General features: G+C 52.4%; 19 protein-coding genes. 10 read left to right on the plus strand and 9 right to left on the minus strand.

Annotation, left to right across the window (positions count from 1 at the left end; genetic code table 11):
- The first annotated feature begins 221 nt into the window (after window positions 1–221).
- Together JJU14_RS05015 and JJU14_RS05020 are read left to right on the plus strand one after the other, a co-directional pair.
- Window positions 222–827, plus strand: a complete 606-nt coding sequence (locus tag JJU14_RS05015; protein WP_228611493.1) for an NAD(P)H-dependent oxidoreductase — start codon at window positions 222–224, stop codon at window positions 825–827.
- Between the two features lie 163 nt (window positions 828–990).
- Window positions 991–3,471: a prolyl oligopeptidase family serine peptidase gene (locus JJU14_RS05020; protein ID WP_228611494.1), complete on the plus strand. Its 2,481-nt coding sequence runs from the start codon at window positions 991–993 to the stop codon at window positions 3,469–3,471.
- A 71-nt stretch (window positions 3,472–3,542) separates the two neighbouring features.
- Here the strand turns inward: JJU14_RS05020 and JJU14_RS05025 are convergent, their stop codons facing one another.
- The 3 genes from JJU14_RS05025 to JJU14_RS05035 all read right to left on the minus strand — a co-directional run bounded on the left by JJU14_RS05025 (window position 3,543) and on the right by JJU14_RS05035 (window position 6,325).
- Complete coding sequence (locus JJU14_RS05025) at window positions 3,543–4,127, minus strand: DUF5610 domain-containing protein (RefSeq protein WP_228611495.1); 585 nt, start codon at window positions 4,125–4,127, stop codon at window positions 3,543–3,545.
- 81 nt (window positions 4,128–4,208) lie between these two features.
- Window positions 4,209–5,534 (minus strand): MATE family efflux transporter DinF, encoded by a 1,326-nt coding sequence (gene dinF / locus JJU14_RS05030; protein ID WP_228611496.1) that lies wholly within the window; start codon window positions 5,532–5,534, stop codon window positions 4,209–4,211.
- Between the two features lie 170 nt (window positions 5,535–5,704).
- Window positions 5,705–6,325, minus strand: coding sequence for a DUF4136 domain-containing protein (locus JJU14_RS05035; protein WP_228611497.1), 621 nt, complete (start codon window positions 6,323–6,325; stop codon window positions 5,705–5,707).
- 338 nt (window positions 6,326–6,663) lie between these two features.
- Here JJU14_RS05035 and JJU14_RS05040 point away from each other — a divergent pair, with 338 nt between their 5' ends.
- Window positions 6,664–7,224, plus strand: a complete 561-nt coding sequence (locus tag JJU14_RS05040) for a TMEM165/GDT1 family protein (RefSeq protein WP_228611498.1) — start codon at window positions 6,664–6,666, stop codon at window positions 7,222–7,224.
- A 13-nt stretch (window positions 7,225–7,237) separates the two neighbouring features.
- Window positions 7,238–7,717 carry a GNAT family N-acetyltransferase gene (locus JJU14_RS05045; RefSeq protein WP_228611499.1) on the plus strand — a complete coding sequence of 160 codons (480 nt, stop codon included), beginning with the start codon at window positions 7,238–7,240 and terminating at the stop codon, window positions 7,715–7,717.
- Here JJU14_RS05045 and JJU14_RS05050 read toward each other — a convergent pair.
- Window positions 7,714–8,142, minus strand: a complete 429-nt coding sequence (locus JJU14_RS05050) for an Lrp/AsnC family transcriptional regulator (RefSeq protein ID WP_228611500.1) — start codon at window positions 8,140–8,142, stop codon at window positions 7,714–7,716. The two genes, JJU14_RS05045 and JJU14_RS05050, sit on opposite strands and share 4 nt — an antisense overlap.
- Before the next feature lie 155 nt (window positions 8,143–8,297).
- On the opposite strand from JJU14_RS05050, the gene JJU14_RS05055 reads away from it, so the two are divergent.
- From JJU14_RS05055 to JJU14_RS05080, 6 genes are all read left to right on the plus strand, one after another.
- On the plus strand, window positions 8,298–9,506 hold the full coding sequence (locus JJU14_RS05055) for an aspartate aminotransferase family protein (protein WP_228611501.1): 1,209 nt from the start codon (window positions 8,298–8,300) through the stop codon (window positions 9,504–9,506).
- A 6-nt stretch (window positions 9,507–9,512) separates the two neighbouring features.
- The gene (gene astA / locus JJU14_RS05060) at window positions 9,513–10,550 is read left to right on the plus strand and encodes an arginine N-succinyltransferase (RefSeq protein ID WP_228611502.1); all 1,038 of its coding nucleotides are present in this window, start codon (window positions 9,513–9,515) and stop codon (window positions 10,548–10,550) included.
- 82 nt (window positions 10,551–10,632) lie between these two features.
- Window positions 10,633–11,436, plus strand: coding sequence for a DUF1338 domain-containing protein (locus JJU14_RS05065; RefSeq protein ID WP_228611503.1), 804 nt, complete (start codon window positions 10,633–10,635; stop codon window positions 11,434–11,436).
- A gap of 153 nt (window positions 11,437–11,589) precedes the next feature.
- A complete protein-coding gene (locus JJU14_RS05070) occupies window positions 11,590–13,050 on the plus strand; it encodes a VCBS repeat-containing protein (protein ID WP_228611504.1) in 1,461 nt (486 codons plus the stop codon).
- Window positions 13,051–13,168: 118 nt separating this feature from the next.
- Complete coding sequence (locus JJU14_RS05075) at window positions 13,169–14,110, plus strand: ATP-binding cassette domain-containing protein (protein ID WP_228611505.1); 942 nt, start codon at window positions 13,169–13,171, stop codon at window positions 14,108–14,110.
- Window positions 14,107–15,285 carry an ABC transporter permease gene (locus JJU14_RS05080; protein ID WP_228611506.1) on the plus strand — a complete coding sequence of 393 codons (1,179 nt, stop codon included), beginning with the start codon at window positions 14,107–14,109 and terminating at the stop codon, window positions 15,283–15,285. The genes JJU14_RS05075 and JJU14_RS05080 overlap by 4 nt, the downstream gene beginning before the upstream one ends.
- 59 nt (window positions 15,286–15,344) lie before the next feature.
- On the opposite strand, the gene JJU14_RS05085 is transcribed toward JJU14_RS05080, so the two are convergent.
- The 5 genes from JJU14_RS05085 to JJU14_RS05105 form a co-directional block, all read right to left on the minus strand.
- Window positions 15,345–16,208: a D-amino acid aminotransferase gene (locus JJU14_RS05085; RefSeq protein ID WP_228611507.1), complete on the minus strand. Its 864-nt coding sequence runs from the start codon at window positions 16,206–16,208 to the stop codon at window positions 15,345–15,347.
- 8 nt (window positions 16,209–16,216) lie between these two features.
- Window positions 16,217–17,056: a DUF4392 domain-containing protein gene (locus JJU14_RS05090; RefSeq protein ID WP_228611508.1), complete on the minus strand. Its 840-nt coding sequence runs from the start codon at window positions 17,054–17,056 to the stop codon at window positions 16,217–16,219.
- Window positions 17,053–18,009, minus strand: a complete 957-nt coding sequence (locus tag JJU14_RS05095) for a biotin-dependent carboxyltransferase family protein (RefSeq protein ID WP_228611509.1) — start codon at window positions 18,007–18,009, stop codon at window positions 17,053–17,055. Before JJU14_RS05095 ends, JJU14_RS05090 begins: the two co-directional genes overlap by 4 nt.
- Complete coding sequence (gene pxpB, locus JJU14_RS05100) at window positions 18,006–18,692, minus strand: 5-oxoprolinase subunit PxpB (RefSeq protein ID WP_228611510.1); 687 nt, start codon at window positions 18,690–18,692, stop codon at window positions 18,006–18,008. Before pxpB ends, JJU14_RS05095 begins: the two co-directional genes overlap by 4 nt.
- A gap of 5 nt (window positions 18,693–18,697) precedes the next feature.
- Window positions 18,698–19,359, minus strand: a 662-nt coding sequence (locus tag JJU14_RS05105; protein WP_228611511.1) for a 5-oxoprolinase subunit PxpA, incomplete at its 5' end; no start/stop codon positions are given.

Raw genomic sequence — 19,359 nt, forward strand, 5'->3', positions numbered from 1 at the left:
TACAGTTGTGGTCCCATCATGCCTCTGAGTGGATGCTAAATTCAACATCATTCGTCTTTCCTAGTTGTGCAAAGGTTGCCAGTGGATAGAACATCATCTTATACGAGCGGAATGACCAAACTGATTCATTTCATTTTATCGAAAGATAACTGTGATATTTTCTGGTTTTCATCCTTTTTTGTTGATGTATCATGGGCCCATCAACCAGTAGGAGACCTATTATGAAAACAGTTTTAGTGATTGAGAGCTCTATCAGCGGTAAAGCGGGTAAATCGAGCCAGCTTATTGAACAATTTCTTGCTAAGTTGCCTGCCGACGTCCAATTGGATCGGATTGATTTGGCCAGTCAGCCGCTGCCTCATTTAGAAATGAATGAAATTGCTGCCTGGATGACGCCGGAAGCCGATCGTTCTTTGGAGCAGGCTGCCCTGGCTCGTCATTCGGATGATCTGATTGCCCGTATTAAACAAGCCGATGCGATTGTGTTAGGCGTACCTATGTACAATTTTGGTGTGCCAAGCCAGTTAAAAGCTTTGTTTGACCGGGTTGCTCGTGCTGGTGTTACCTTTAAGTACACTGAGCAAGGCCCTGTTGGTTTGCTGTCCGAAAAACCGGTCGTTGTTTTCGCAACCCGTGGCGGTATCTATCAGGGCACAAATGCAGATAGCCAAACACCGTTTTTACAGCAGTTCTTCAACTTTATTGGTCTGAGTGAGCAGTACTTTATTTACGCGGAAGGTCTGAATATGGGCGAGGAGGCTGCTAAAGCTGCGCTGGATAAAGCCGAGCAGCGTATCGGTGAACTGAGTCGTAAATTGGCTGCCTGATAAACATTGCTATTGAATGAGCGCCCATCTGGTAAAGAGCTTACCCTTGGGCGCTAATCTTGTTTCTACCCCGCTTGAACCCGCATTGCTTGCATCCTGACCTTAGCCTTTGTATAAATGGTGGTATTCCAACAACCATACCCATAATCATAAAAGTGCCACTATGAAACTACTGACAACCTCGATACTGGCGGCTGCTCTGGCAGGTGCCTGTATGGCCACCTCTCCCGTGCATGCCAAAAACGAACGGCTCACTCACCCAATTGAAACCATTCAGCTGGAGCAAGTTTATGCGACTGATGCCAGCATCCGGCTAACCATGGAGCAGATTATGGCCGATCCGGATTGGTTGGGTCGCCAGCCGGAAAATGAGTTTTGGTCTGCAGACAGTCAGTTTATTTACTACCAGCGCAAGCGTGAAGGCAGTGAAATCCGTGACTGGTACAAGCGCTCAGTGACGGAAACTAATCGGGATAACGGGACCTTAGTACCTCTGGCTGAAGTGCATCAGATGGGTGCAGCCGATGCGGTGTATTCCAGCGATGGTCAGCTGCAAGCCTATATTTTCCAGGGCAATGTATTTGTTAAAGAAAGTCAAAGCGGTACCATTCGGCAACTGACCCGTAGTCAGGACCGGCAAAGTCACCTGCAGTTTTTAACCGATGGCCGGCTGGCCTATCGCAGTGGTTGGCAGTATTTTGCGGTGGATACAGCCACGGGTCTGACTGAACAGCTGTTCAGTATTCGTACAGAAGATGAACCTAAAGCGCCCAGCGTACCAGAGAGCTATCTGGCACAAGAGCAGCACAAGCTGCTTGAGTTTGTTGCTTTGCAGCAGCGCAATCGCACCGAGCGCCATCAGCAGGAACAGGAATTAAAGCAGCACAATCCTGCAATGCCGCCGCAGAGTATTTATGTAGGGAAAGACAAGCACATTGTCGATGCCAGTCTGTCGCCGCAGGGCAATTTCCTGTTGGTAGCCATTCGTGATCAACAAAGCAGCAGTGATCGCGATATTATGCCGAACTACATTACCCCAAGCGGTGACATCATTGCCGAGTCGGTGCGTCGCCGGGTACATGATTTCAAGCCCTTGCCGCAACAGTTGATTCTGGTGGATCTTAGCGATGGTAGCCAGCATACCTTAAGCTACACCAGCTTGCCTGGTTACAATGAAGATGTGCTAAAAGAGGTCAAAACGGAAAATGCCCGCGCCCGAGGCGAGCGTTATCGCAGTGAAAAAGTGATCCGCGATATTGGCCTGATGACCGATTGGTACTGGACACAAAGCGCGATGCGTTGGAATGCACAGGGCAATCAGGTGGCCGTGATGCTCAAGGCGTTCGATAACAAAGATCGCTGGCTGGCGACGGTAGACTTTGCCAATAAGCGGCTGGTGCCACAGCACCGTCTGCACGACAGCGCCTGGATTAACTATGCTTTCAATGATTTTGGCTGGTTGCCGGCCGGTGATACCTTGTATTACCTGTCTGAAGAAAGCGGTTACTCGCATCTGTACACCAGGGCACTGAATCAGCGCCGTGCGCAGAAGCTTACCGAAGGCACTTTTGAAGTGGCAAACCCTGTGCTGACCCGCGATGGCCGTTTTATCTATTTCAAAGGCAATCGTAATCATCCGGGCCAGTACGATGTGTTCCGGCTGCAGCTTAGCAACAACCAACTGCAGCAAGTCACCAACTTGCCAGGAGCGGTTGATTTTCAGCTATCACCGGATGAAAGCCGCCTGTTGTTGCGCTATTCCAACAACCTAAAGCCGCATGAGCTCTATGTTACCAGCGCAGAACCAGCTGCTGATGTTCAGCGTTTAACCTATACCATTTCCGATGCTTTTAAAGCCTTGCCGTTGCAGGCACCGAAAATTGTACCGGTGCCGTCCAGTCATCAGGCTGCGCCTATCTACTCCAAGTTGTACCTGCCAGAGAATCACAAGGACGGCGAGCCTCGTCGTGCAGTGATCTTCAATCATGGTGCCGGTTATCTGCAAAATAGCGATTTGGGCTGGTCGGTCTATTTCCGCGAGTTCCTGTTCCACAATCTGCTGGTTCAGCATGGTTATGTGGTGCTGGATATGGACTACCGGGCATCGAAAGGCTATGGCCGTGATTGGCGCACCGCTATCTACCGTCAGATGGGCACGCCGGAAGTCGAAGATCTGGTGGATGGCGTGAACTGGATGGTAGAAAACGTCCATGTTGATCGCAACCGGGTTGGCACCTATGGTGGCTCTTATGGTGGTTTTATGACCTTCATGGCCATGTTTAATGAGCCGGAATTGTTTAGAGCCGGTGCCGCTCTGCGGCCGGTCAGCGACTGGGCCTATTACAACCACCCGTACACCAGCAATATCCTGAATACACCGGATATTGACCCTATTGCCTATGAGCGTAGCTCGCCGATCTATTTTGCGGAAGGCTTACGGTATCCGCTGCTTATCAGTGCACCTATGGTGGATCGCAATGTGTTCTTCCAGGATGTAGTGCGTCTGGTACAGCGCTTTATCGAGCTGGAAATTCCGCACTTTGAAACAGCGATTTATCCGGTTGAAGATCACGGCTATGTGCAGCCTAGCAGCTGGTTGGATCAATACCGCCGTATCTTTAAACTGTTTGAAGACAATCTGTAACGAGTTACATCGCTATAATAAAAAACCGGGCCACTATACAGCTGCCCGGTTTTTTTATCACAGCATCCGAATTATTGAGTGTCGGCTTTTTTCTGCATCATCTCTTCCATGCGCTCACGGAACTGTGCCAGGCCTTTCAGCACATAGTCGTAGGTGGCATCGACGTTGCGTTCAATCTCGCCTTCGTACACATTCAGACCTTTTAAAATATCTTTGGCCTCGGTAAAGCCCTGATCGATGGCGCCGCCAATAATGTTCAGAAAGCTATCGAGCCGCTCCTGTTCATCCATATCCGGCGTCATTTTCTCGTAACGGCCATAGAACTTGGTGGCAAAGCTGACAATGCGCTCAGCGGTTGCTTCCGGGGAGACATCAATGCCGGAGTCGTAGGTTTTCTGTGCTGCATTTTCACCCAGCACCGGCTCCAACTCTTTGTTAATGGCTTCCAGCGCTGTTTTGTACAGCAAGCGCAGGCTTTCGCTGTTGGATTTTAAGCTCACCTGCTCATTGGCCGCCAAAATGGCTGCATTCTGGGCGTTTTTGGCGGTTTCTTTCGCAGCGCGATCCGCAACGGCTTTATCCAGCTCGGATTTGGGAGCAGACTCCTGCTTGCTGCTCGCCTCGGCAGCCTTTGGGGGAATAGGTGCAATCGCCATAAGTAAGACCCTCAGTTTGTTCTGGACGAAGTATAGCCTATCCGTTGTATCGGCTAAAAATTGCGCTGCTTGAGTGTTTTTTTAGTTTTTCAGCAAATAATCGCTACCGTACCGGTATAAAGGCCAACCCAGGGTCAGGCCGCGCAGCAGCATAAAAACCGACAATGCCAGCCAGAGTGCATGGTTGTCCATGCCTTGCAGCAGATGGTAGCATAGACCAAAGCCAGCGAAGGACAGCAGCATGCTGTTGCGCATGGCTCTGGCTTTAGTGGCACCTATGTAGATACCATCCAGCAGGTAGCTCCAAACCGCAATCAGTGGCAAAGCTATCAGCCAGGGCAGAAAATGAGCGGCATTATGGCGTACTTCGGCAATGGAAGTAAGCAAGCCAATCAAAGCCGTACCGCCCAACCAAAACAGCAGGCTGAAAACAATACCAAGTAACAGACCCCAACCAGCCAGAATGGCAAACAACTGCTGCAGCTCGCTGCTGTCTTTGGCACCCACCGCTTTGCCGGTACAGGTCTCGGCGGCATAAGCGAAACCGTCCAGTGCATAGGACACCAGCATTAAAAATGCAATGAGCACGGCGTTGGCGGCCACAATGGCATCGCCATAGCTGGCACCGCGAAAAGCGATAAAGACAAACACCCCTTGCAAGCAGAGACTGCGAATAAAAATATCGCGATTAAGGGCAAACAGGCGGCCATATCCGGCCAGCTGACTAAGTTGGCGAAACGCAAAGGGAGCAAGCTGATGCTGTTGCCAAAGCCGTCGTGCCAGCAGCATACCAACCAGCAAAGTACTGTAATCGGCAATCACCGAGGCAGCGGCTACCCCTGCGACTTTCCAGCCAAAGCCCAGCACAAAGAGTAAATCCAGCACAATATTCAGACTTTGATTGATCAGCAATAACCACATTGGGTAGCGGGCATTGTGCAAGCCAAGAAACCAGCCAAGCAGCACCATATTCAGCAGTGCCGCTGGGGCACTCCAAATGCGTACCTGAAAATAAATACCGGCTTGCTGCAGCACTTCGCTGCTGGCCTGGCTCACCAGCTGTACCAAGGGCATCACCAGCGGATGCAGCAGCAACAGCAGAATTGCCAGCCCTACAGCAACCAGACCGGCTTGCAGCAACGCATTGCGCTGGGCACTGTGATCCCTGGCGCCAAAGGCCTGCGCCGTCAGGCCTGTTGTGCTCATCCGCAAAAAGCCTAACAGTAAAAACAACAGACTGATTAAGCTGCTGCCAAGGGCTACGCCGCCTAAGTACCAGGCATGTTCAAGATGGCCGACCACGGCGGTATCAACCAAAGAGAGCAGGGGAATGGTCAGGTTGGATGCGATCATCGGCAAAGCGATTAGCAATACTTGTTTTTGTTTGGGGTGATTAAAGTTCAGCACAGAGGTATCAACGTCATTAAGCTGTCATTTAGGCCAGGCATACTAGCACAGCCTGTCGAAAGAGGGGTGTTTGTTCCTCCTAGTGCTAACTTTGACCGGCCTCATTTGGGCCGGTTTTTTTATGCCGCAAAAAAGCAGCCCGTAGGCTGCTTTTGCAAAGGCTAATTAGGTTACTGCCGGGTAGGGAAGCGTTGGAAAATCAGCGCCACAGTTTCATCCACCGCTTGTTTGGGATTTCTTAGTGCTTCACGGGTTAAACGGCCCTCCTGCACGCCTTGCCAAATCAAACGATTTTGCGCCGCATCCACTAAATCGACCCTTACTGTGCCTTGCTTGTAGTGCACGGTTTCAATGTCCGATTGATAAATGGGGAAACCCAGATGCCAGGCCGAGCGGTAACCAAAGCGACCAAAGCCAACATTGGCACGGAATGGGCTGGTACGGATATCGGTTTTATCTTCCGTCATGGAAGCAAAGTTCAGCAATAACTGTGCTCCTTCAGCCTGATAGCGGTAACCCAGAGCTTCCATTTCTCGACGCAGCGCCGATTTAAAGTGATCGGTCAGCAGGCTCTGATATTCTTCGGTATTGGTCTCCGGGTTATCAAAAAATCCGAACGTCTGATACTGAGCAAAGTTTACATCCCGGGCATAGTCAATGCGAGGCTCAGGCTTGCTAGCACAGCCTGCTAGCACCAGCATGGCCAGTAATAAACAAAAGGTGGAAGCAACCAATCGAAGCTGTGATCTATGTTCCGAGGCTGCCTGGGTAACTTTAACAAAGTTGGACATGATGGACTCCTGCAACGCATTCACTATCTTACTTTATGAGACAAAAGCAAGAATGGTTTAGTTCTTGCCCTCAACAAACTGTAACAGACTACAACTGAACCTGTGCTTAATCCAGTAAATGCCATACTTGCATCTGTTTTTTCAACGGGCTAAAATGCCGCCGCTCTTGGGGGAGTAATCGGCCAGACTGGCGTTGTTGTCAACATCCTTGTGCCTCATTGCACATGGCAACAACATTTGCAGCTTTGCTGCAGACTGATGAGACCTGAGACATGCACTGGGCCCATAGCGGGAGTCCGGGGCATGTCTTTGGTAGATGTTCCCGCTGAGTGGTTTCCATGGATGCTTTTCTTGCTTCGTTCACTGCGGTAGCTATTGCCGAAATTGGCGATAAAACCCAGTTGCTTTCCTTATTCCTCGCGGCTCGCTTTCGTTCCAAACTGGCAATCATTGCCGGTATTTTGGTGGCTACGTTACTGAATCATGCTGCTTCTGCCTGGCTGGGAGTCTGGGTGGCGCAGTTTATACCGGCTGGCTGGCAGGGTTGGTTGTTAGGCGGCTCTTTTATCCTGGTAGCACTTTGGTTGCTGATCCCGGATAAGGACGACAGCGAAGATAGCAGCATGCTGAAGTTCGGTGCCTTTACCGCCAGTTGCGTCTTGTTTTTCCTGGCTGAAATTGGCGATAAAACGCAAATCGCCACCGTGATCCTGGCGGCGACCTTTGAGGAGGCCATCTGGTGGGTGATTTGGGGCACTACCTTTGGTATGCTGGCCGCCAATGTACCAGTGGTGTATGCCGGCAGCTGGCTGATGGATAAAATTTCCCTGGACTGGGCCCGTCGCGCCGCCTGTGGCATTTTTATGCTGTTGGGTATTCTCACCATTATTAATTATTAGGATGAAGACAACGATGATCGAAGTCAAAGCCGTCAATTACCGGGATCCAGACCAAGCAGAGCAACTGGTCTATTTATTAAACCAGTATGCGCTGGATCCAATGGGTGGCGGGGAGCCTCTGTCGGAAGAAGTACAGGCCCATCTTGCGAAGCGGATGGCAGAGCGCAGCGATACCTTCAGTTTTATTGCCTATGTCAATGGGGTGCCTGCCGGCTTGGTGAATTGCGTGGAAAATTTTTCCACCTTTGCGGCCCGGCCGATTATGAATATTCACGACATTGCTGTGCTGCCAGCCAACCGTGGCCAGGGGCTAAGTACTGCATTATTGCACGAGGTAGAGCAGCTGGCGCGCACTCGCAATTGTTGCAAACTGACACTGGAAGTGCTGGAAGGAAATACCATCGCCAAAGCCAGCTACCAGAAATTCGGTTTTGCCGGCTATGAGCTTGATCCAGCGATGGGCCAGGCGGTTTTCTGGCAGAAAAAACTTTAGCGTTTAAACTTGGTTTCAAGGATCACAGAAGAGTTGGTCCTTTCCACCCCTTCCAGATTGCCAATGTCATCCAAAATATGGCTGAGTTGCTCGGTATTTTGGGCCTGCACTATCGCAATCAAATCGTACTCACCACTGATGGCGTAAAGCGCAGCTACCTGAGGCATGTGTTTGAGTTCCAGGTTGGTGCGCGCCGTCAGTTTTTGCCGCACCTTAATCGAGACATGGGCCGATACCTGCTCACTGAGAAAGCGGCTGCCCAGCTCCACGGTGTAGCCCTGGATCACGCCTTGCTGCTCTAAGCGTTGCAGCCGGTTTTGGATGGTAGTACGCGAAACATCGAGTGCCCGCGCCAGATCCGACACACTGGCCCGGCCGTTGGTGCGCAGGATAGCCAGCAGCTGTTCGTCCTCGGAACTTATCATATTGACACCCTATCTAGTCAAATTGTCTTTTTAATCAGTGATTGTGTACAGAATGATACTGCAAAATGGCAGCTGTGGCGATTACACTGTGTTTATATTTTCCGGCTCTCTGCCAATCCGGTTCTATACCGATAATAACGACACGAGGTTTTTCCATGCAGCAAGTAAACAGAGCTCTTTTCGATGACGTGATGGTGCCAAACTATGCACCAGCTCAGATGATCCCAGTTAAAGGTTCCGGCTCCAGAGTCTGGGACCAACAAGGCAAGGAATACATCGACTTTGCCGGCGGTATTGCGGTGAATTGTCTGGGGCATTGTCACCCGGCTTTGGTTGCGGCGTTAAAAGAGCAGGGCGAAAAACTCTGGCACTTATCCAATGTGCTGACCAATGAGCCAGCCTTGTTGCTGGCCAAAGCTTTGGTGGATGCTACCTTTGCTGAAAAAGTCTATTTTGCCAACTCCGGTGCTGAAGCCAATGAAGCGGCACTGAAGCTGGCGCGTCGTTTTGCCAAAGACCAGTTTGGTGAGCACAAAGATCAGATCATTGCCTTTAAGCAAGGCTTCCATGGCCGTACTTTTTTTACCGTCACCGTTGGCGGGCAGCCAGCCTATTCCGATGGCTTTGGCCCTAAACCAGAAGCGATTGAGCATGCTGAGTTCAACAACATCGACAGCTTAAAAGCACTGATTTCTGACCGGACCTGTGCGGTGATGGTAGAGCCACTGCAGGGCGAAGGCGGGGTGCTGCCGGCGGATGTTGAGTTTATGCAGCAGGTACGGGCGTTGTGTGATCAACACAAAGCGCTGTTGATTTTTGATGAAGTACAAACCGGCGTCGGCCGTACCGGCGAGCTGTATGCCTACATGGGCCTTGGCGTAACGCCAGATATTCTGACCACAGCCAAAGCGCTGGGCGGTGGCTTCCCGATTGGTGCCATGCTTACCACCACGGCTATTGCCAAGCATCTGGTGCCAGGCACTCATGGTTCTACTTATGGCGGCAACCCACTGGCGTGTGCCGTGGCGCTGGCAGCCTTGAATACCGTCAATCAGCCGGATGTGCTGGCAGGCGTGAAAGCCAAAGAGCAGCTGTTTCGTGATGGTTTGCATCAGATCAATGAGAAATACCACGTATTCGCTACCATTCGCGGCCAGGGCTTGTTGCTGGGTGCCGTGCTTAATGCCGATTATGCCGGCAAAGCACGTGACTTTATGGTAGCTGCGGCGGAAGAAGGTTTGATGGCGTTGGTAGCTGGAGCCAATGTGGTGCGCTTTACCCCATCACTGGTGATCCCGGATGCGGATATCCGCGAAGGCTTGGCCCGCTTTGAGCGTGCTGTTGCTAAAATCGTGCAGGGCTAAAAGCCGATGTTGGTTATTCGCCCTATTCAAAGCAGTGACTTTGCCGCACTGCGCCACATAGCTGAAGAATCTGGCCCGGGTTTTACCTCCCTGCCAGTCAATGATGGCCGTTTGCAGCAAAAAATTGCTCATTCTGAAATCAGTTTTGTGCAGGATGTGGTGCAGCCGGGCCAGCAGGGCTATCTGTTTGTGCTGGAAGATACTGCAACCGGCGACATTGTCGGCACTACCGGCATTGAAGCGGCAGTAGGTCTTGAGACACCACTGTATCATTTTCAGCAGAATAGGGTGATGCATCACTCGGCCGAGCTGAATGTGTTGAATCAGCTGAAAACCCTGACATTGTGCAATGATTACACCGGCGCTTCGGAAATCTGCACGCTGTTTTTACGCCAGAGTTACCGCAAAGGCTACACCGGGCGCTTTTTATCCAAGGTGCGCTTTTTGTTTATGGCCGAGCATCCGCAGCGTTTTGCCGAGACGGTGATTGCCGAAATGCGCGGGGTATCGGACGGCAATGGGCAGCCACCGTTTTGGGGCTGGTTGCAAAAGCTGTTTTTAACCATTGATTTTCCGACCGCCGATCATCTGATTGGAGTCGGTAAAAAGGCGTTTATTGCTGAGCTGATGCCGCGTCATCCTATTTATGTGGGCTTGTTGCCGGAAGAAGCCCAGCAAGTGATAGGCCAGGTGCATGAGCACACCAAGCCGGCGCTGAAAATGTTGCAGCAAGAAGGTTTTGTCCATCGAGGCTACGTCGACCTGTTCGATGCTGGCCCAACCATCGAAGCCCGTCTTGGCCAGATCCATTCTGTTGCCAGCAGCATCAAGGTGCCGGTAAAAGTGGTGTCCAAGGTGGAGCCTGGCCAGATGTTGGCAGTCAGCAACACCGAAACCCAGGGCTTTCGTGCCAGCTTTAGCGAGCAGGCCCGCTTTGATGAACATCAGGGCGCGCTGTTGATCCAACCGGAACTGGCCGATGCACTGCAACTGAGTGATGGCGAGCTGGCACGCTTTATTGTGCTGGAAAAAGGCCGTCGATAAGCAACGGATTCATGTAAAATAACGCTTTCGCAAGCCTGCCGGCTTTCGAAAGTACCGGAAGTAAAGAAGTAAGGTGAACGTCATGCATAGCAACGTCAATGAGCTGTTTGAGAATCTGTGGCAGAACTACCTGGAGGTCACTCCATCTGCCAAGCGTGTCCACCAGTTGCTGGGAAGCTCTCAGCAAGCGGACATCATCAATGACCACATCGCCTTACGTACTTTCAACCTGGAAAAAATCGGGTTGGACAAGCTGGCCGCGCATTTCAAAGCGGTGGGCTACGAAGAGTGTGGTGAGTATCATTTTGAAGCGAAGAAGCTGTATGCCAAGCATTTTGAGCATCCTGATCGCAATCAACCAAAGGTCTTTATCTCTGAGTTGTTGCTGGAGCAGTGCTCTGAGCAGCTGCAGCGTATTGTGACTGAGCTGGTCGCCCAGATCCCGGATGAGGCAGTCACTGCAGATAACTTCCTGTATTCTGGTACTCACTGGTCGATGGATCATGCCACCTATGAAGCCTTGCTGGCTGAAAGCGAGTATGCGGCCTGGATGGCAGCCTGGGGCTTCCGAGCCAACCACTTTACTGTCAGTGTCAATGCACTGGAAAACTTCGAGTCTTTGGAGCAGGTCAATCAGGCCCTCAAAGACGGTGGCTTCCTGCTGAATACCTCTGGCGGTGAAATCAAAGGCAGCAAAGAGGTGTTGCTGGAGCAATCCTCCACCCTGGCTGACCTGATTACTCTGCAATTCAGCGATGGCCCGGCTACCATTCCAAGCTGTTTCTACGAATTTGCTCGCCGCTACGAAGTGGCACCAGGTATGTTGTACAGCGGTTTTGTTGCTGCATCTGCCGATAAAATCTTTGAGAGCACCAACGCCCGTTAAACCTTTGGCGTAAAAGCTATCCTACCACGCCGGGTGATCCATCACCCGGCGTTTGTCGTTTTATCACGCATCTGCTTACACTCTAATCATTGTGCTTTTTTTAGGCTACATGATACTTTGGGGCTAGTCACTTGAAAGCTGGATGCTAAACCTATGACACGCAATACTTTATTGATCGGGCTGTTAGCATTATGGCTGTGCTCTGACGCTGCTGTTGCCGAGGAACTGACGCTTGAGCGGGTGCAGCTGCAGTTGGAGCATCCGGCCAATGGCAGTTTGCTGAAAATGCCAAAGCAGCCTTATTTGCTGGTATCTGGCTTTAATCAGTATCAGCGCTGGCTTAGTTTGGTGGATACCGAAAACTACAGTGTGCGTGCTTTGCCCATTCCTGAAAGTGCCCAGTTTTTTAATAAAGCCCAACTGGCTGGTTTCGAGCTGCCACAACTGGTTTTTTGGGGCACTGATGGCTTGTACCGTATGAGTTTGCCGGATGGCAATTACCAGCAATTGGTGGCGGTGAACTCTGTGCATCGGGTGTTAGACCCGGTGCGTCTGCGCCAGCGCACTTTTACCCTTGAGCTGGGCGCTGAGTTAAGCGATTTTTTTATTCCGGATTTTACCAGTTCGCATCTGTTACGCCAGCAAGCCGATGGCAGCTTTCGGCATTATGAATTGCAGCTGCCAAGCCGCATCCAAAGTTGGCAAAGCAGTCGGCTGGATTATCAGCCTCGGCGCCCCTTTGTGGTGGATACCAATGGCAATGGCCGCAAAGACTTGCTGGTGGTTGAGCAAGGCCGTTTCTGGGCATTTGAACAAGCTGTAGATGGCAGCTTTGCAACAGAGCCTAAAGCTTTGGATTGGCCGGTGCCACTATCGGACGAACGTGCTTTGGACCAGCGCAGCGATGCTGGCCGCAGCTATCAGGGGCAGCGGATGGATCGTCTGTTCGATGTGCGCGATATGAATGGCAATGGCATTGTCGATTTGGTGATGGAGCGTGAGCAACTGGCCGATGCACTGGATCGCAGCACTGAATACCGCATTCATTTTGGTCGCCTGAGTGAAAATGGGCTGGTTTTTGATGCTGAGCCTGATACCCGGGTGAAAACCGACAATGTTCCGATTGATGTGGTGATTGGCGATTTTAATGGCAATGGCCGGCAGGATTTTTACATCCCCAACACCAACATTGGGGTAGGCACTATAGTGCGGGTCTTGCTGCGTGGTAATGCCAACCTGGATGTGGATTTTTTCCTGATGAACGAACAGGGCCGTTATGCCAGCCGGGCCGATTTACGCCAGCAAGCGCGGGTTGATGTCAGCATCAGCAATGTGCGTTTTGACTTGCCGTTGTTCCAACTGGCCGATTTAGCCGGCACAGGCCAAAAACACTTGTTGGTTGGTGAAAGTGGCCGCTTGCGTTTATACAGTCCCGATAGCAGCCGGTTATTTAGTCGGCGTAGCGAGCGGTTGGAGCTGGAGGTACCGCGCGATAGCAGCCGGGTGCTCATCACCGACTTAACCGGCAATGGCAAAGACGATCTGGTGTTGCCCTTTGATGCACAAGATAAACAAGAGCACAGCAATCAGCTGCATTTAATTTTCAGCCGTTGAAAGGCAGTTTGCTAGCAGTTTGATAATAGCCTTTTTATATTTGCTAACACTTTCTGCGTTTGGATTTGCTGTGGCCGGTGCTAGGCTAGGCAAGTTTATTTTGCAGGGAGTGTAAAACATGCAACTTCGCATTGAGGCTGTGACCAAGCAATACGCTACGGTCACGGCGGTGAATCAGGTCAGTTTTCAGATCCAAAGCGGCGAAATCTTCGCCTTGCTTGGCCCGAACGGGGCAGGAAAATCCTCCATTATCCGTATGCTGGTGGGCATGACCAAGCCGGATGCCGGCAGCATTTCCGTCTGTTATCAGGACCAGATTTCTAACCATGTACCACGACGTTTACTGGGGTATTTGCCGGAAGACCGCGGTTTGTATGGCGATAAAAGCGTGGAGAAAAACCTGCTGTTTTTAGCACAGCTGCACGGCCTTGGTAAGGCAGAAGCGCTGAGCCGGATGGAGCACTGGCTGGAGGTGTTTGAGCTGACCGAGCGGCGGCACGATGATTTGAAGCAGTTGTCTAAAGGCAATCAGCAAAAAGTGCAGTTGATAGCGGCGGTGTTGCATCAGCCAGCCTTAGTTATTCTGGATGAGCCTTTCTCCGGGCTGGATCCCATCAATCAGGAGAAAGTGGTCGATTTTTTAAAGCAGCTTAAGCAAAACGGCATGACCGTCATTTTAAGTGCACATCAGATGGCAATGGTGGAAAAACTGGCCGACCGCATGGTGCTGATGGCCAAAGGCGAGGTGGTGTTGGCTGGTACTTTGGCTGAAATTCGTCAGCAGGCGCAGCCAGAGGTGCAGATCCAGTTAAGCAGCAAAATGCCTTTGCCGATTGACTGGTTACGCAGCCTGGATGCAGTCACAGCAGTGGATCTGCAGCAGCCTGAGCAGGCAGTACTGACTTTACAGCGTGATGCTGAGGTTGGCTCTGTGCTGCAGCAGTTGCTCGGCCGGATTGAACCGGAGCAAATCGCCATGCAAAAACCCGATCTGCATCAGCTGTATCTGAATGCCATGTCCAGGCATCAGGCCCAGCTAACACAGGAGGCTGCTGCATGATATCCCGTCAAAGTTTGATTGTGGCACGTTGGGAGTTTCTGCGTTTCTTTAAATGGAAACAGCAGCTGATTTCCTACTTGTTGATGTTGGCGGTGATGGGGGGCGTTTTTGCCTGGGTTTATCTGACCGATGAAAGCCGCCAACTGTACCGCATTGCCGTGCCTGGTCAGGTCACTGTGCAAAATACCGCTCAGTTCGAGTTTCAACGCCCCAGCATCGATTTGTCCCAGCAACTGCAACAACTACGAGATCACCAGACCTGGCACGCCGTACTGGCTTATCAGGACGACCGCTGGGTGCTGCACACAGGGGCCAGCAGTAAATGGCTGCCACAATTGGAGCAGGTGCTGCAAAACTATTTCCAATTGCAGCGGGCGGGGGATTTTGGCTTAACCGATACGCAGCTTTCTGAACTGCAGCAGCCAGAGCTGATAGAGCGCAGCTACCTTGATGATGATTTCAAAGGTGAAGAAACGCCGGAGAAGATGATTGCTTTTGCGGTGCTAATTTTATTACTGATAGGCCTAAGCACGGCTTTTGGGCAAATTCTGATGAGCATTACCGGCGAAAAGCAGCAGCGGGTCACTGAACAGCTGTATGCGATCGTGACCCCGCAACAATGGATGGATGGCAAGGTGTTGGGACATAGCTTCAGTGCCCTTAAAGCCATGCTAACCACCACCTTGGTGATGCTGGTGTTTTTCGTCGTGGTATCACTGATTGCTGGTGATGGCTTGGATCTAAGTTGGCTGAACTGGTGGGTGATCCTTTGGCTGATCCCCTTTGCATTGGCTGGCTTGCTACTTTGTGCCTGCTTTATGGGTGCCATTGCCGCCTCGATTGATGATCCCAATACCAGTGGCAAGGGCGTGGTGATGATGGTGACCTGGCTGCCGCTACTCTTTACCTATCTGGTGATTGACAGCCCATCGGGCTGGGCCATGACCTTGCTAAGCTGGCTACCTGTCTCATCCTTTGCCGCCATGCCGGTACGGATGTCGATGGTGGAGGTGCCCTGGTGGCAGCTAAGTCTGTCGCTGGCACTGCTTGTGGGCACGGTGTATTACATGCGCCGACTGGGCGGCCGGATTTTCCTGCGCGGCATGCAAATGTACGGCAAGGAGCCAAGCTGGGGCGACATTATGCGCTGGGCGTTAAGCCGTAAGGCTGATTAAGCGTTTTTGCAGAAGAGCCCGCGTTCGCGGGCTCTTCGTTTATAGCGGTTTGGTGACAACTAAAACTCGTACTTATGGGCGCTAAACAGCGCCTGCACGTCCAGCCAGATATCGCCAGGCTCGCCATCACCAACCCATTGATCGTTGATTTGCACTACCGGTGCTACCTCTTTGCTGGAACTGGTTAACCAGACTTCATCCGCGGCCAAAACTTCGGCCCGGCTGATGGCGCGCTCTTCGACCTGGTAGCTGCTGTACTTACGCAAAATCGCCAGCAATATCAACCGGGTTATGCCTGGCAACAGCTCAGTACTAAGTGGAGGTGTGGCAATCACACCGTCTTTGACCACAAACACATTGCAGGCAGCTGCTTCCGTCAGATTGCCTTCACGGTTAAATAAAATGGTTTCTTGCGCGCCTTGGGCATAACCTTGCTGGTAATGCAGCACATTGCCGAGCAAAGAAGTGGATTTTATGTGGCAACGCTGCCAGCGCAAGTCGTCGCTGCTGACTACCCGGTAGCGTGGCGCTTTGGCTTTATCGGCCACGGGTGCTGGCGGGATCTCAAACACAAAAGCAAACACCGTAGGCTGGATATTGGCCGGGAAGGCATGATTGCGTTTTACATCCGCGCCGCGGCTTACCTGCACATAGACCCCGAGATTGTCACCCATGCTTTGATTTTTTGCCAGTAAATCGGTCAGTAGCTGCTGCCAGTTGGCCAAACTAAGGCCAGTCTCAATGCTAAGCTGCTCCAGGCCGCTTAACATCCGCTCCATATGGGGCACCAGGCCGACAAAGCGGCCCTGGTAGGATGGCACCACTTCGTAGATGCCATCGCCAAATAAAAAGCCACGATCCATCGGTGAGATGCGGGCCTCAGCAGCCGGCAGATAGTCCCCATTTAAATACACAATACTCATAGTTACACTCAGCTAAAGCCACAAAGGGCACGTAAGGATCCAAGCACAGCAATGCCCTCGCTGGCATCTAAACTGTCTTCGGTTAAGGTATTCAGGCGGCTGACCCCATCGACACTGCCACGGTCGGATAAATACTGCAAAATATGCAGTGGTTGCACCTGTGCCAGCAAATCTTGCTCGCGCCAGACACTAAGCAGCGCAATCAGGCCATAAGCTCCCCAGTTGGACACATCGGCCAGCAAGAGTTCATCGCACTCGGTGGCCGCCGGAACAATGTTGAGCTGACTGACTGCCGTTTTAATATTGCCCATGCCAATCTCATTGCCACCATCGCCAATGGCCAGGGTGGGGCAGGCGGCGAGGGTCATAAAATCATCGAAGCTGGCGCAGCGGCCACTGATGTCTTCGCCACGCATATTGTAATACTTGCCATCCTGAGCCCGGCCTGGCCGCTCAATCGAGATCACGGCCTGCGGCTGATAATGCTGCAAGGCTTCGGCCGCCAGTGCTGCCAGGTTTTGCTGGCTGTTGACTGGCAGTGGATGGCAGTGATAGTCGGTTTTCAGTACCGAGTAGAGCGGATCGCCACACACCAATACAGGCCGTGCGCCCAGCTGTTGCAGGCAATCGTACAAGGCAATGGCACCAACAGGCCCGTCGGTTTCAAAGGTATCGGCAACCGGAAAGCCGGTGCCGATAAAGACCACGCCATGGCATTGGTTCAGAATTCGGGCGGCGCGCAGGTAATAACCGGGGCGCAGTGCCTGTTGCAGCTGCTGCATGCCGCGTAAATTGCGCGCCACCAGCAAGTTTTCAATCTGGCGACTCAGTGACAGTAAGGGCTTCATCCAGGCACCTCCAGTTGGCTGTGTTGTTGCCAAAAGCGTTGTTCCTGCAAATGCAGCAGATTGTGCGCTTGCTCTATGCTAATCGCAGCAAACTGCAGCTCAAAGCCAGCTGGTCGTTGTGCCAGCTGCCAGCAATCAATAGACAGCACAGCACCCAACTTAGGGTAACCGCCCAGAGTTTGCCGATCGCTCAGCAGCACAATCGGCTGACCATCTGGCGGCACCTGTACAGCACCATAGCAGATGCCTTCTGACAGCATTTTGCTGCGCTGGCATTGCAGTGCCGGGCCCTGCAGCCGGCAGCCCATTCGGTCAGATTTAGGCGATATCTGATAGCTGTGTTGATAAAAACGCTGCCGCTCCACCACGGAAAAGTCCTGGCACTGATAGCCTTCTATCAAGCGTAACGACAGTGGCGCCTGATAATCCGGCCAGAAACGCTCAGGTAAGGCAAAGAGCTGTTGGGAAGCCATGGTAGCAGCTGCTTTTGCGACCGGAAGTAATTGGCCGGCTGTGAGTTTGCCGCCATTCAGTCCCCCAATCCCTTCGCGCAGCACAGTCGCACTGCTGCCAAATTGTGTTGGCACAGAAAAGCCACCAGCTACTGCCAGATAAGCCCGCACGCCTGAGGTTGCCATACCAAGCTCAATGCGATCGCCCGCTTTGACGGCATGGCCTTGCCATAAGGCTTTTGCCTGGCCGTTGATACTAAGCGGCACAGCGGCGCCGCACACTGCGATATGACTATCTTGCCCGGCGCTCAGCTGCAAGCCGCCCAGGGTGATTTCCAGAGCGCAGCTGCCGGGCGTATTGCCAAGTAAGGCATTGGCCCAGCGAAAGGCATGGCCATCGGCCGGGCCTGCGGTGGTCAGGCCCAGTCGGCTTTGACCAAAACGCCCCTGATCCTGCAAGGTGCACAGCAGGCCAGGTTGCTCAATACGAAAACCGCTCATACTACGCCTCCAAGGCGCAAAAACTCGGCTTTGTCGATGGCCTTAAAACGCACCTGATCGCCCACTGCCACCGGCATGCTGGGTTCTGCGCTTGGATCAAAGAAGGTCAGTGGACACAGGCCAAGCAGATTCCAACCACCCGGCGACTCGGCCGGATAGACCGCGGTCTGCCGATCGGCAATCGCCACCGCCCCTTTTGGCACTTTGGCGCGCGGACTCTCCAGCCTGGGGGTCGCCAGGCGCTCATCCACTTCGCCCATATAAGCAAAGCCCGGCGCAAAGCCAATGGCATACACCCGATACAGCGGCGCCTGATGCAGCGCAATCACTTGCTCTATACTGAGTTGATGCAGTTTGGCCAGCCGGGCCAAATCCGGTCCGCTTTCTTCACTGTAATACACCGGCAGCTCAACCAGCTTGCCAATCTGTTGGTGTTCGGTATTTTGCTCTGCTAACGCTTTTTTAAGCCGTGTTTTGACTGAAAAATGATCCGTCTGCAGCGGGTTGTAGCTCACCAGGATGGACGCGTAGGATGGGGTGACATCCAGCAATACATCGGCCAATGCTTGTTCTATTTGCTGGCAGGCAGCAAGCACCCACTGATTGACCTCGGCCGACATCTGCTGGGGCGGGTAGAGGATCAGGCTGTTTTCACCGGCAATCTGAATGCTGTAATCGAGCATCTGGGCTAACCTTGCAACAACTGACGAATATGCTGCACCTCGGCAATGGCGGCTTCATTATCGCCATGCACACAGAGGGTATCGGCTTTGAGCGCCAGCCGTTTGCCACTGTCGGTGATCACCACGCCTTCGTTAACCAGCAAGGCTACCTGCGCCATGACTTCGGTTTGATTTAACACGGCACCGGCTTTGCTACGAGGCATCAGCAGGCCGGCATCGGTATAACGCCGGTCGGCAAAGGCTTCAAACAAGAGTGAAATGCCCAGCGCATCAGCCTCAGCTTGGTGCTTTGCTTGTTCGGCCGTTGCCAGTAGCATCAGTGCCAGTGGCTTGTGGTAGCTTTGGATGGCGCTAAAAACCGTAGCTAAAATGGCCGGGTGGCGCATCATATCGTTGTACAAAGCACCATGCGGTTTGACGTAGCTTAGCTGTAGGCCATGGATTTGCGCCATGCCATCCAGCGCAGCGATTTGATAATGCAGCAGGTTGATCAGCTCTTCGGCCGAGCAGGTCATTGAGCGGCGGCCAAAACCCTGACGATCGGGATAACTGGGGTGGGCGCCCACTTCAACCTGATGCTGCTTGGCCAGGGCTAAGGTGCGCTGCATCACATCGGCATCACCGGCATGAAAGCCACAGGCAATGTTGGCCATATCGATGTAAGGCA

Source organism: Alkalimonas sp. (assembly GCF_020831925.1).
GTDB lineage: Bacteria > Pseudomonadota > Gammaproteobacteria > Enterobacterales > Alteromonadaceae > Alkalimonas.